Here is a 13,561-nt window from a genome sequence, read left to right as displayed (position 1 = left end):
AAGTGTAGAAAAAAAGGAGAACAGACTATGAAAACATTTCAACTGAATAATGGAGAATTGATACCAGCAGTAGGATTTGGAGTCTTTATGATTCCTAATAATGGACCAACTTATGAAGCAACATTAGCAGCATTAAAAGCCGGTTATCGCCATATTGATACAGCGGCTGGTTATATGAATGAATGTGATGTGGGAAAAGCCATTAAAGAGAGTGGTATTGATAGAAAAGACATTTATATTACATCTAAATTATGGTTACAGGATTATGGTTATGAAAATGCGAAGAAAGGAATTGAAAACTCTTTAAAAGCATTAGATGTTAATTATATTGATTTATATCTATTACATCAGCCTTATGGTGATTACTTAGGCGCATGGAAAGCGTTAGAAGAAGCATTAATAGCTGGAAAGATTAAATCTATTGGTATTTCTAATATGACTGTGAACTTATGGAATAAGTTTAAAGATGGAATGAAAACGATGCCAGTTGTGAATCAGGTTGAATTTAATCCCTTTACTCAACAAAGAGAATTAAGAAAAGTCATGGCTGAAAACAATATCAGATTAGAAGCGTGGTATCCATTAGGACATGGGAATAAAGATTTACTGGAAAATGATACAATCATATCTTTAGCAAAGAAATATCATAAAAATGCTGGACAGATTATATTAAGATGGATTTATCAGGAAGGTGTTATTTCATTACCTAAATCAACCAATCCAGAAAGAATGAAAGGTAATATTGAAATCTTTGATTTTGAATTAACAGATGATGAAATGAAAGCTATGGAAGCATTGGATACTGGAAAAGCAACACACAATCCTGAAGATCCAGCCAATGAAACAAGATTAATGGGATTAAAAATACATGATTAATAGGAGGATAAGAGAATGGAGTATGTAACATTGAATAATGGTATCAAGATGCCAGTCGTTGGATTTGGAGTTTTCCAGATTAAAGAGAAAGATGAATGTGTAAGAGTTGTTTTAGATGCAATTGAGGCAGGTTATCGTTTAATTGATACAGCTCAATCCTATGGTAATGAAGAAGCAGTCGGAGAAGCAATTCAAAAAACAAATGTGCCTAGAGAAGAATTATTTATTACAACAAAAGTATGGATTACAAATTATGGTTATGAAAATGCGAAGGCATCAGTAGAAGATTCTTTAAAGAAAATGCAGTTAGATTATCTTGACTTGGTTTTATTACATCAGCCTTTTAAAGATTATCATGGTGCCTATAAAGCATTGATTGATTTATACAAAGAAGGGAAAATCAAAGCTATTGGTGTTTCTAATTTCTACCCTGATCGACTTGTTGATTTATGTTTAGATACAGAAGTGATTCCAGCAGTGAATCAAGTAGAAGTGAATCCATTTCACCAGCAAGAAAAAGCACTTCAATATAATCAAAAATATGGTGTACAATTAGAAGCATGGGCACCTTTTGCTGAAGGAAAGAATGGTGTTTTTAATAATGAAACATTAAGTGGAATTGGTCAAAAATACAATAAATCAGTTGGACAGGTGATTTTAAGATGGTTAGTTCAAAGAGGAATAATTCCACTTGCAAAAACAGTGAGAAAAGAAAGAATGTTAGAAAATATTGATATCTTTGATTTTGAATTAACTGATGAAGATATGCAGCTTATTTCTGATATGAATAAAGATACAAGTTCATTCTTTTCACATTATGATCCAGCAACAGTTGAAATGATTTGTGGTTTAAAAAGATAAAAGAACAAGGAGAAAATATTTATGGAATATGTGACTTTAAGCCATCAATTAAAAATGCCGATTTTAGGATTAGGGGTATTTCAAGTACCAGATAAAAAAGAATGTCAGGAAAGTGTTTATCAGGCAATCAAAGCTGGTTACCGCTTAATTGATACAGCAGCTTCTTATATGAATGAAGATGCTGTTGGATTAGCAGTCAAACAGGCAATAAAGGATGGTATTTGTACAAGAGAAGAATTATTTATTACATCTAAACTTTGGGTACAGGATATGCGTACTTACGAAGATGCGAAGCAGGGAATAGACAATTCATTACAAAAGAGTGGATTGGAATATTTTGATTTATACTTGCTTCATCAAGCTATAGGTGATTATTTTGCAGCGTGGCGTGCGATGGAAGATGCTTTTCGTGAAGGTAAGTTAAAGGCAATTGGTGTTTCTAATTTTTATCCCAATATCTTAACAAATTTCTGTGAAATTGTAGACATCAAACCAATGGTCAATCAAGTTGAATTGCATCCTTATTTCACACAGGAGCAGGCACTTGAAACAATGAATTATTATGGAGTGATTGCTGAAGCTTGGGCACCACTTGGTGGTGGCAGATATAATCCTTTTGAGGATGAGATGTTAATATCAATTGCTAATAAATATCAGAAAACAGTTGGACAGGTACTCTTAAGATGGAATATTCAAAGAGGTGTTGTTGTGATTCCTAAAACAACCCATATTGAAAGAATGATTGAAAATATTGATGTTTTTGATTTTGTATTAAATGATGAAGAAATGAATAAGATATCTGCATTAGATATGGGTTATTCAGGAACAAGAGCCAAACATTTTGAACCTGATTTTGTGAGAATGGTTCTTAACAAGAAAATACATGATTAAGGAGAGAAAAATGAGTATCTTATTTATTAATGGTAGTCCTCATAAAAATGGGAATACAGTGAAATTAGCAGAAAGTTTTTTAAAAGATAAAGATTATGAGCATTAGATCTTGTTGATTATAAGATTTATAGTTATGGACAGAATTTTGAGGATGATCAGTTTGATGAAGTTGTTTTAAAAATGAGTCAGGCTGATACAATAATCATTGGTTCACCATTATACTGGCATAGTATGTCTGGTGCTATTCGTAATTTATTAGATAGATTTTATAATCATGTGAGTGAGAGTTTATGAAAAGGAAAGGACATGTATTTTATCTTTCAGGGATATGCACCGACTCTACAACAATTAGAAGCTGGTGATTATACAATGAAACGTTTTGCATCATTGTATGGTATGAACTACAAAGGTATGATTACAAAATAGGATATAGTTATGGAAAAAAGACGATTAGGAAAAACAGATATGTATGTTCGCCCTGTGGGGCTTGGATGTATGGGCTTTTCACATGCTTATGGATTGGCACAAGATAAGGAAACAGTAATTCAAACGATAAGGCAAGCTTATGAAATGGGATATAACTTTTTTGATACAGCAGAGTGCTATACTGGTGAAAATGCTGATGGAAGTATTTCTTATAACGAAGAACTTGTTGGTACCGCATTAAAAGACGTGAGAAATCAAGTCATAATTGCAACAAAGTTTGGCGTTGAACATAAAGGTGATCATTTAGAATTAGATAGTTCTCCTAAGAAAATACGTGAATCAATAGAAGGAAGTCTCAAAAAATTACAGACAAATTATATTGATTTATATTATCAGCATAGAATTGATCCAAATGTTGAACCAGAAGTCGTTGCACAAGTTATGAAGGAACTTATAGAAGAAGGAAAAATCAAAGCATGGGGTATTTCGGAAACCGATGAAGATTATTTACGAAGGGCTCATGCGGTTTGTCCAGTAACAGCGATTCAAAATAGATATTCCATGATGGCAAGATGGCATGAAAATCTATTCCCAGTATGTGCTGAATTAGGTATCACATATGTTGCTTTTTCACCTATGGCTAATGGCATCTTATCAGGACAATTTACACCACAATCTGCTTTTGAAAAAGGGGATTTTAGAAATAATATGCCTCAATATCAGAAAGAAGGATATCAAAAGGCAGAAAAACTATTAAGTTTATTAAAAGATTTGGCAAAAAAGAAAAACTGTACGATGGCACAATTATCATTAGCTTGGATGCTATGTAAAGAAGATTTTATTGTTCCTATTCCAGGAAGTCGAAAAGTAAACAGACTCACTGAGAATTTTGAAGCACAAGATGTCAAATTAATCAATTATGAGATTGAAAAGATAGATGCATTATTAGATAGTATTGACTTTGATATCTTTGGAGGACATTCTTCTTAGATGAAAAGTAGAGAGGAGAGAAAATATGCTATTTTATTTCACAGCTACAGGCAATTGCCTTTATGTAGCTAGAAAACTTGAAAACCAGATTTTGAGTATTCCTCAAGAATTAAAGAAAGAGAATCTTCATTATAAGGATGAAAAGATTGGAATTGTGACTCCTGTCTATGCAGGTGAATTACCTCAAATAGTCAGAAAGTTTATAGAACAGGCACATTTTGTTACAGATTATTTTTATATGATATTAACATATGGAAAATCTGACAGTGTTGCTACTGTTTGGAGTGAAGCATTTTATCAAAAAAATCATATACACTTAGATTATGCACAATCTATTCTAATGGTTGATAACTATCTCCCTTCATTTGATATGGAAGAAGAAATATTAATTGATAAAAAAATAGATGCACAAATTCAAATTGCAAAAGAGAATATTGAAAAAAGAATGAAATTTATTCCTGAACCAGATCAGGCTGCTAAAGATTTATATGCTATGGCTTCAAAAAGATTTGCAAAGCACCCTGAATTAAATAATGGAGAGGCTATTATCATGACCGATCAATGTGCAGGATGTAAGATTTGTGAGCAAGTTTGCCCAATAGGTAATATAAAAGTTATTGATGGGAAAGCCAAAAGACTCAATAAGACTTGTGAATTCTGTTTAGCATGTGTTCATCATTGTCCATTTAAAGCTATTCATTTGGTTACAGATAAAAATCCAGATGCACGATATCGTCATCCACAAGTGAGTTTAAAAGAAATTGTCAAATCAAATAAACAATAAGGAGAATAAAATGAAAGTATTAATGATAAATGGCAGCCCTCATCCAAAAGGGAATACACAAACTGCCTTGAATGAAATGATAAAAATATTTGATCAACAAAATATTGATACTGAGATCATTCATATTGGAAACAAAGATATCAGAGGTTGTATTGCATGTATGTCATGTAAGAAAACAGGAAAATGTGTTTTTGATGATATGGTCAATGAAGTGGCTCAAAAGTTTGAAGAATGTGATGGCTTGGTTGTTGGAACATCAGTTTACTTTGGATCAGCCAATTCAACATTAATATCGTTTTTAACGCGTTTGTTTTATAGTGTACCTTTTGATAAAACAATGAAAGTGGGGGCAAGTATTGTTGTTGCAAGACGTGGTGGCATTTCAGCAACTTATGATGAAATCAATAAATTCTTTGCGATTTCAGGAATGCCTATTGCTTCAACGCAATATTGGAATGCTATTCATGGTAGAGAGCAGGGAGAAGCGAGTAAAGATGAAGAAGGTTTACAAACAATGAGAGTCCTTGCTAGAAATATGTCATTCTTATTAAAGAGTATTCATGATGGTAAAGAAAAATATGGATTGCCTCAAAAAGAAGAATTTGTAAGAACGAATTTTATTCGTTAATTAAGGGTTTTGTTTGATGTTAGGTTTTTTGAATGATAAAATAGAAGTAAGAAGAATATATGAAATTTAAAGGAGAAAACCTATGGCAAATGAAACATTTGATTTTAAGACATGGATTTTAGGACATCAGAGTGAGGAGTATCATGTCAGTCAGGAAAATGATCAGTTGATTAAGTTGAAAACAGATTATGGTGAAGCATCTATTCAATTTACAGAAATAGATAATAATACAATTGTTGAATTTACAATAACATTTGATAAAGACCACTCTGTAAAATTCTATCTTCATTTTGAATTAAATGATGAAGATCATGCAAAACAACTATATGATGAGATGGTTGAAACATTGATTGGTTTAAAAGATCAAAAAACATTAAGAGTTTTATTATCATGTTCAGCTGGTCTGACAACGTCTATGTTTGCAGAAAATTTAAATTCTGTTGCTGAAATGCTAGGTTTAGATTATCATTTTGATGCAGTGTCTTATTTGAGTATTTATGAAGAAGTTCAAAATTATGATATTGTTTTCATTGCTCCTCAAATTGGTTATATGTTTAATCGTTTAAAAGAAAGTTTACCTAATAAATTGGTTTTACAGATTCCAACTGCTGTATTTGCATCATATGATGCCTTAGGGGCCATCCAATTTATTCAGCAGGAATTTCAAAATAAAGAAAAGGAAGAGGAAAAAGAAGAGGATTGTTGTGTTTGCTGTACAGAATATGAAAAAAGAATTTTATCTATTGCGATTATGATTAATGGCGAACAAACACGTATTACTTATCGTTTGTATGATCAATGTGAAATTATTGATAGTCATGTGATTATGAAACCTTCAATGGATATTTATGATTTATATGATATTATTGATACGGTATTATTGAAACATTCTTATATTGATGTCATTGGTATAGCCACACCAGGAATTGTAGAAGATAACAAAGTCTTTAAAGAACCTAATGATGGTAAGATGATTGATATGAAGAATGATTTTGAAAAGAAATATCATATTGATATATTTGTGTATAATAATGCTGATGCTGCAGCTGTTGGATTTGTATTAGAACATCCTGAATATCAAAATGTTATTTATCATTCTCAGCCATTTGGATTTGGAGTAGGTGGTCAGGGAATCGTTGTGAATGGGAAAGTCATTAGAGGAAAAAATGGTGTTGCTGGTGAAGTGAAGTATTTTTTAAGACGTATGCAGCTTTCAGATGATGTTCATAAATTAGCATGGACTCAGCAGGGAACATTAGAATTAATCACAAAATCATTATTACCATCTTTAACTGTTATTGGACCTGAAGCAGTCGCCTTATATGCACCTATGATGCCAGACATAAATGAAGTGAAGAATAAACTAAAATCATTTATTTCTGAAGAATTTTTACCTGAATTTTATTATATCAAGGAACCTATTTCATATATGTTAAGTGGAATTACAGAACTATGTATTGATTATCTTGAAAAATAATTCAAATAGATCTTTATCTTTCTGAGATGGGGATCTATTTTTGATTGATGTCTATGTTTTGATAGTCAGAAAAAACATGGGAAATAGGATTGTTTTATTTGAAATGATGTAATAGTATTAATTATAGAAGAACAGAGTTAAATAAATATTTGAAAATGGAGGAAAAAGAATATGTATTATCAATCAAGTTATGATTCACCAATAGGGAAACTCATTATTGTAAGTGATGAAAAAAATATCATTGGTTTATGGATGGTAGGTCAAAAGTATTTCTTGGGAACACTTTCTCATGAAGCTTTTCAGTATACTGACAATGTAGTTATAAAACAAACGAAGAATTGGATGGATAGATATTTTGCATCACAAAAACCAGATATAAAAGAATTACCAATAGTTCCTATTGGTAGTGAATTTAGACAAAGGGTTTGGAAAATTCTTTGTGATATTCCTTATGGAACAGTCACAACATATGGTGATATAGCAAAACAGATTGCAAAGGAAAAAGGTATAGCCTCTATGTCAGCACAAGCTGTTGGAAATGCTGTAGGACATAATCCTATATCTATTATTATTCCTTGTCACCGTGTTGTGGGAACACAAGGAAGCTTAACTGGTTATGCTGGTGGGATTGATAAAAAGATTGCTCTTTTAGAGTTAGAAGGCGTTGATTTAAGTGATTATCATAGACCAAAGAAGGGAACTGCATTATAATTTTTAGATGAAAAATCAAAAAATGATGCTAAATCACTTGATACATCATTCTTATTTGAGTTGATTTTAGATAGAAGTTTGATGGTCGTCCAAGTTATGAGATACTTACGAAAATGTATTGAAATATAATAAGGAATAGGTATGATCTATCTGTATAATGAGAAAGGAACTTGTTTATGTAACTATAAAAGGTGGTTAGATGAATAAGATTTATAAAACAATTGATGAGCAAATTAAATAAAATATAAAAAATAATTGTTTCGCAAGAAGATAAGTATGCTTTTGAAGAAAGAAATTATTCATTCTTGATTAATTCATATAAAGGTTTTTTCTTATGGGAGAGATGATAATGGAAATCATATATATAAGAACGCTGTTGGTTTTGAAAGAATTTTAGAAATTATAAGAAGAATACGAAATATTGTAAATCATTACGAACCTATATTTCCATTTTTGGTTTTAGAAATGAAACAACATAAAAAAATTGAAAACTCATAAATTTATTCTGTACTTAAATTTTTAGAAAAAATATTTTATTGAAATGAGCATGAATACCACGTCTTTTAGGCGTGGATGAAATGCTTCTAGTTGTTTCGTAGTCTTACAGACGAAGAAATTGTTTCTAATAAGTTGCGTATTCGATTGATTTACGCAACTATATATGATATAATTTGCTTATAGAAATGAGGTGATATGATGTCTGTTAACTATGTGACTAGAGGATACTGTGTTCCTTTATATCCTGACTGTCTTCAGAGGATAATGCTAGCAAAGACCTTTGGATGTGTTCGTCTTGTCTTTAATCATTTCCTTGATGTTCAAAAAAACAACTTGATCAATCAGGGCCATATTTATACAAAGAATGAAATATCTCATATGCTGACACTTATGAAAAAAGATGGACAGTTTTCTTTTTTGAAGGAAGTGGATTCAGTTGCTTTGCAATCATCATGTGAAAACCTGAACTGGGCTTTTATGAAGTTCTTTAATGAACATAAGGGATTCCCTCGTTTCAAGAAGAAAGGGTATTATAGTACCTATACTGCCAAGAACAATAACAACTGTATCCGTACTGGTAATAATTGTATAAGACTTCCTAAGATTGGTTGGGTGAAAACCAAACTCTATCAAAAAATAGAGGGTCATATACAGAGAGTGACAGTTATTGATCATGGAGATGGAAACTACTCACTTTCCATATGTGCAACAGATGTACCAGTTGAAACATTACCATCAACTGGTAAGCGTATTGGTATTGATGTAGGAATCAGTGAACTGCTGACATTAAGTAATGGAGATATCTATGACAATAAAAGATTCTATGCATCAACACTAGATAAGCTGATTGTTCAACAACAGAAACTTTCAAGGATGATAAAAGGATCCAACAATTATGAAAGACAGCGAAGGAAAGTTCATAAGCTGCATAAAAAGATAAGAAATCAAAGAACTGATTATTATCATAAACTGTCAAAACAGTTGATAGAGGATTATGATGTTATTGCAGTGGAAACATTAGATATCAAATCAATGATGAATGGAAAGGTCAGTAATCTTAATCTATCTGATGCATCATGGTCAAGATTCTTATATATGCTAAAATACAAGGCAGAGTGGTATGGAAAGAGGTTCATCAGGATTAATCAGTATGAACCAACATCACAGAAATGTCATGTTTGTGGATATATCAATAAAGGTGTTAAGGAACTCAGTATAAGAGAATGGGAATGTCGCCAGTGTGGAGCAAAACATAATCGAGACATCAATGCAGCAATCAATATAATAAAAGCCGCCAATATAGCGACTCTATAAAACAATAGACGAGGGCACAGTCTAGGAAACGAAGTGCGAGTTATACTCAGCACCGAAACGAAACCTCATGAGACATGGATATCCAAGATACCACATGTTTTACATGTGGAGTGTCATATAATAATTTTGATATAGAGATAACGAATTTTAACTCTAAATATGTAAAAAATTTAAATGTAATGAAAGATATTATAAATAAAAAGTGAACCTTTCGATTCACTAGTTTGAAGACCAAGTCTTCCTCCATCAATGTCATTATATGCAATTTTGGAAGAAAATCAATAGTAAATTCACTTTTTAATCTCATAACGATTAAAATGATTGCTGGAGAGAAAATACGAAAAGTATACTGATTATTTCTTAATATATTTCTAATATTAGTAAATGAAAAGAATGTGAGATGAGTATTTACCTTATTTTGTATTCAACAATAATTCTTCATATCATTCTTATTTTTTAGATGAATGACATTTAAAATCTTACTGATCTTTTAAATGTAAATCCTGATATTGTTTAGGAGTCATATGTTTATATTTTTTAAAAACTTGAATAAAGTTACTTTGAGAACTAAAATTTAATAAACAACTAATATCTATATGACATTTATTTGAAAATAAAAGTAATCTGGCAGCTTAGGCTGCTTTTTTAACATTCATATTATTTTGCTTTTATATTCAGTAGATAATACAGATTTGAAATTTTCATTGCAAAGGTCAAATGATTTTTTGTTAATATTTCTTAAAACTGGTATTATTTCTTAAAACAGGAAAACAATAGTGACTATGTGAGATGTCCCTTATAATTGTTGTTGTAGATTGTTAATCCGGAAAAAATGATCGAAAAACAACAAAATGGAGGATATTATGAAAAACAAAGATATAGCAAAAAAGATTCTTAATCTTGTCAAAGAAGATAACATCACTTATTTGACGCATTGTGCGACAAGACTTAGATTCAATGTGAAAGATGAAGACATCATTGACTTAAATGCATTGAGTCAAATTGAGGGAGTGTTGACAGCACAATTTAAAAATGGTCAATTACAAATTGTTATTGGGGCAAAGGTAGAAGGTGTTTTTGATGAATTGATGTCAATGGTTGATATTGATGATCATATGACGATTGAGAAACATAAAAAGAAGAAAAATATAATTTCTTCTGTTGTTGAAACGATTGCAGGATGTTTTAGTCCGGTTATTCCAGTTTTAATTGGATGTGGTATGGTAAAATCGGTTTTATCTATCTTAACAACATTCAATATCATTTCAACAACGAGTGGTGAATATCAAATATTAAGTATGATTGGTGATTTACTGTTTTATTTCTTTCCTTTCTTTTTAGCTGTTAGTGCTGCAAAAAAATTTAAAACAAACGAATTTTTAGCTTTAGCACTTGCTGGAGCATTGATGTATCCAACCATTCAAAATGGGGCAATTCATGCTGCTGAAACGGGTATAACTTCACTTCATTTTTTAGGATTACCAGCGTTGTTTGTGAATTATAAATCAACGATTATTCCAATCATTATAACGGTATGGATGATGTCTTATATATATAGATATGTGAATAAATTGATTCCAGATACATTTAAAGTTTTGTTTGTACCCATGATTGTTTTATTTATTATGGTTCCTTTAGAATTGATTGTCATTGGACCATTCGGTACTTATATCGGTAAAGGTGTTGCAGCATTTGTGACATGGTTATATGGAATAAATGGAGTATTAGGAGCTTTCTTGTTTGGTACATTTAGACCCTTGCTCATTATACTGGGAATGCATTATGCGATTACACCTATCAATACTCAATTGATTGCAGAATATGGCTATTCTGTTATTTCTCCAGCTAATTTAACGGGAAACTTAGCACAGGCTGGGGCATGTTTAGCAGTCTTTGTATTATTGAAAAACAAAGAGCGAAAGAGTGGTGCATTCACAAGTGGATTAACAGCAGTCTTTGGGATTACAGAACCAGCCATGTTTGGTTTTAATTTAAAATATAAAAAGCCTATGATTTGTGCGATGTTAGCAGGTGGAATTGGGGCAGCCTATATGAATTACTTTGGTGGCGGAGCAACAGCTGTTATTTTGCCTGGAATATTGGCTTTACCAACATATATTGCAGATCATTATATTCATGTTATTATCGCTGTTGCGATCAGTATTGTTGGTGCGTTTGTTGCGACTTTAATATTAGGAATTCATGAAGAAAGTAATTCTAAAGTTCATCAAAATGAAATGGTTAATGAAGACATACATGCTCCAGTCAAAGGTACGGTTATTGAATTATTAAAAGTCAATGATGATACCTTTTCAAAGGGATTATTAGGACAAGGCTTTGCAGTGATACCAGAAGAAGGACAATATTATGCTCCATTTAATGGGAAAGTCAAAATGATATTTCCTACAAAACATGCAATTGGATTGGTGAGTGAAACAGGAATAGAAGTTCTCATTCATATTGGAATAGATACAGTTGAGTTAAATGGACAGTATTTTGAGAGTCATGTAAAAGTTGATCAGGAAATTAAAGCAGGAGATTTATTAATCACTGTTGATAAGGAAAGTGTAGAACATTTAGGCTATGATATGACAACCGCAGTCATTATTACTAATTCCAATCAATATCAAAATATTGAACTCAAAAACATTGATAATCATTTATCATTGTGTGTGGAGGCATGATATGAAAATCAAAGATGATTTTTTATGGGGTGGTGCTATTGCTGCTAATCAAACTGAGGGTGCTTATGATCAAGATGGGAAAGGATTGTCAACAATGGATGTCGTTCCAATGAATCAAAAGCGGTCTCTTATTAAACAAGGAAAAATATCTTATACGAAGTGTCAAAAAGAAGATTATTTTCCTACTCATCAAGCAATTGATTTTTATCATACATATAAAGAAGATATCCGAATGTTAGCAGAAATGGGATTCAAGTGTTTTCGTACCAGTATTGCCTGGACAAGAATTTATCCTACTGGAATTGAAGAAAAACCTCATTTGTTAGGGCTACAATATTATTGAGATTTATTTCAGGAATGTCATAAATATGGAATAGAACCCCTTGTAACGATTAGTCATTTTGATGTACCAATGTATCTGGTAGAAACATATGGTTCATGGAGAAATAGAAAGATGATAGATTTCTATATCAAATATGCGAAGACATTATTTGAGGAATTCAATGGTTTGGTTAAATATTGGATCACTTTTAATGAAATTAATGTTATTTTACATAATTCATTTTCTGGTGCTGGTCTTATTTTGACAGACGATGAGAATCCAGAACAAATAAAATATCAGGCAGCTCACCATGAATTGGTCGCAAGTGCACTTGCAGTCAAAATAGCACATCAAATCAATCCTCATAATCAAGTTGGATGCATGTTGGCAGCAGGAGATTATTATCCGTATACATGTCACCCAGAAGATGTCTTTTACGCAATGAATAGAAATAGAGAGAGTTATTTCTTTATTGATATTCAATCAAAAGGTGAATATCCAAGATATGCACATAGAATATTTGAAGAAAAAGATATTAAACTCTCAATCAATGAAAGTGATTTAGAAATACTGAAAAATCATACTGTAGACTTTATTGCACTGAGTTATTATACTTCTCGTTGCATTTCAATTAAGAAAATGCAAGAGGAAAGTGAAGCGAATGTCATGAACTCAATGAAGAACCCGTATATTCCATCTAGTGAATGGGGATGGCAAATTGATCCATTAGGATTAAGAATAACATTAAATACTTTATATGATCGTTATCAAAAACCCTTATTTATTGTTGAAAATGGATTAGGTGCCAAAGATGAACTAATTAATGGAACAGTGGAAGATGATTATCGGATTGATTATTTGAGAGAACATATTAAGGCTATGAAGGATGCCATGAAAGATGGTGTAGAAGTGATTGGATATTTAACATGGGGATGTATTGATTTGGTAGCCGCTTCTACTGGTCAAATGTCAAAAAGATATGGTTTTGTCTATGTAGATAGAGATGACTATGCTCAAGGAACGAACCAAAGATTCAAGAAAAAATCATTTGCATGGTATCATAAAGTGATAGCGTCTCATGGTGAAGATTTATATTGAT

The 13,561-nt window shown here is 31.6% G+C and carries 12 protein-coding genes and 1 pseudogene; 12 read left to right on the top strand and 1 reads right to left on the bottom strand.

The genetic code is table 11. The features are described from left to right. Positions 1-27: 27 nt before the first annotated feature. The 10 genes from BN350_RS13550 to BN350_RS13495 all read left to right on the top strand — a co-directional run bounded on the left by BN350_RS13550 (position 28) and on the right by BN350_RS13495 (position 9,456). Positions 28-876 carry an aldo/keto reductase gene (locus BN350_RS13550; RefSeq protein WP_028044089.1) on the top strand — a complete coding sequence of 283 codons (849 nt, stop codon included), beginning with the start codon at positions 28-30 and terminating at the stop codon, positions 874-876. A gap of 15 nt (positions 877-891) precedes the next feature. Continuing rightward, the gene (locus BN350_RS13545) at positions 892-1,737 is read left to right on the top strand and encodes an aldo/keto reductase (RefSeq protein ID WP_028044088.1); all 846 of its coding nucleotides are present in this window, start codon (positions 892-894) and stop codon (positions 1,735-1,737) included. Between the two features lie 21 nt (positions 1,738-1,758). Next, the gene (locus tag BN350_RS13540; RefSeq protein WP_028044087.1) at positions 1,759-2,628 is read left to right on the top strand and encodes an aldo/keto reductase; all 870 of its coding nucleotides are present in this window, start codon (positions 1,759-1,761) and stop codon (positions 2,626-2,628) included. A 123-nt stretch (positions 2,629-2,751) separates the two neighbouring features. Next, entirely contained in the window at positions 2,752-2,922 is a 171-nt protein-coding gene (locus BN350_RS21415) for an NAD(P)H-dependent oxidoreductase (protein WP_338140308.1), read from the top strand. A 141-nt stretch (positions 2,923-3,063) separates the two neighbouring features. Then, on the top strand, positions 3,064-4,044 hold the full coding sequence (locus tag BN350_RS13520) for an aldo/keto reductase (RefSeq protein WP_028044086.1): 981 nt from the start codon (positions 3,064-3,066) through the stop codon (positions 4,042-4,044). A 25-nt stretch (positions 4,045-4,069) separates the two neighbouring features. Beyond that, a complete protein-coding gene (locus BN350_RS13515; protein ID WP_028044085.1) occupies positions 4,070-4,828 on the top strand; it encodes an EFR1 family ferrodoxin in 759 nt (252 codons plus the stop codon). A 10-nt stretch (positions 4,829-4,838) separates the two neighbouring features. Beyond that, positions 4,839-5,456: a flavodoxin family protein gene (locus BN350_RS13510; RefSeq protein WP_028044084.1), complete on the top strand. Its 618-nt coding sequence runs from the start codon at positions 4,839-4,841 to the stop codon at positions 5,454-5,456. A gap of 82 nt (positions 5,457-5,538) precedes the next feature. After that, a complete protein-coding gene (locus BN350_RS13505; protein WP_028044083.1) occupies positions 5,539-6,933 on the top strand; it encodes an ROK family protein in 1,395 nt (464 codons plus the stop codon). Positions 6,934-7,104: 171 nt separating this feature from the next. Further along, on the top strand, positions 7,105-7,644 hold the full coding sequence (locus BN350_RS13500) for a methylated-DNA--[protein]-cysteine S-methyltransferase (protein WP_028044082.1): 540 nt from the start codon (positions 7,105-7,107) through the stop codon (positions 7,642-7,644). 696 nt (positions 7,645-8,340) lie between these two features. After that, positions 8,341-9,456: an RNA-guided endonuclease TnpB family protein gene (locus BN350_RS13495; protein WP_044600325.1), complete on the top strand. Its 1,116-nt coding sequence runs from the start codon at positions 8,341-8,343 to the stop codon at positions 9,454-9,456. A gap of 479 nt (positions 9,457-9,935) precedes the next feature. Here the strand turns inward: BN350_RS13495 and BN350_RS20685 are convergent, their stop codons facing one another. Next, a complete protein-coding gene (locus BN350_RS20685; RefSeq protein WP_231385296.1) occupies positions 9,936-10,046 on the bottom strand; it encodes an AraC family transcriptional regulator in 111 nt (36 codons plus the stop codon). A gap of 273 nt (positions 10,047-10,319) precedes the next feature. Between BN350_RS20685 and BN350_RS13490 the strand changes: the two genes are divergently transcribed. Both BN350_RS13490 and ascB read left to right on the top strand, forming a co-directional pair. Then, positions 10,320-12,140: a beta-glucoside-specific PTS transporter subunit IIABC gene (locus tag BN350_RS13490; protein WP_028044080.1), complete on the top strand. Its 1,821-nt coding sequence runs from the start codon at positions 10,320-10,322 to the stop codon at positions 12,138-12,140. A gap of 1 nt (position 12,141) precedes the next feature. Next, positions 12,142-13,560 (top strand): annotated as a pseudogene (ascB, locus tag BN350_RS19265) (6-phospho-beta-glucosidase). Position 13,561: the final 1 nt, after the last annotated feature.

Source organism: Candidatus Stoquefichus massiliensis AP9 (genome assembly GCF_000455285.1).
Taxonomy (GTDB): Bacteria; Bacillota_I; Bacilli_A; order Erysipelotrichales; family Coprobacillaceae; genus Stoquefichus; species Stoquefichus massiliensis.
Note: the sequence above shows the minus strand (reverse complement) of the source record. Positions and strands in the feature narration are given on the sequence as shown.

Coding starts and splice junctions, on each gene's coding strand:
- BN350_RS13505 (WP_028044083.1), top strand. CDS start 5,539: ATGGCAAATGAAACATTTGATTTTAAGACATGGATTTTAGGACATCAG.
- BN350_RS13550 (WP_028044089.1), top strand. CDS start 28: ATGAAAACATTTCAACTGAATAATGGAGAATTGATACCAGCAGTAGGA.
- BN350_RS13500 (WP_028044082.1), top strand. CDS start 7,105: ATGTATTATCAATCAAGTTATGATTCACCAATAGGGAAACTCATTATT.
- BN350_RS13495 (WP_044600325.1), top strand. CDS start 8,341: ATGTCTGTTAACTATGTGACTAGAGGATACTGTGTTCCTTTATATCCT.
- BN350_RS13515 (WP_028044085.1), top strand. CDS start 4,070: ATGCTATTTTATTTCACAGCTACAGGCAATTGCCTTTATGTAGCTAGA.
- BN350_RS13540 (WP_028044087.1), top strand. CDS start 1,759: ATGGAATATGTGACTTTAAGCCATCAATTAAAAATGCCGATTTTAGGA.
- BN350_RS13510 (WP_028044084.1), top strand. CDS start 4,839: ATGAAAGTATTAATGATAAATGGCAGCCCTCATCCAAAAGGGAATACA.
- BN350_RS13490 (WP_028044080.1), top strand. CDS start 10,320: ATGAAAAACAAAGATATAGCAAAAAAGATTCTTAATCTTGTCAAAGAA.
- BN350_RS13520 (WP_028044086.1), top strand. CDS start 3,064: ATGGAAAAAAGACGATTAGGAAAAACAGATATGTATGTTCGCCCTGTG.
- BN350_RS13545 (WP_028044088.1), top strand. CDS start 892: ATGGAGTATGTAACATTGAATAATGGTATCAAGATGCCAGTCGTTGGA.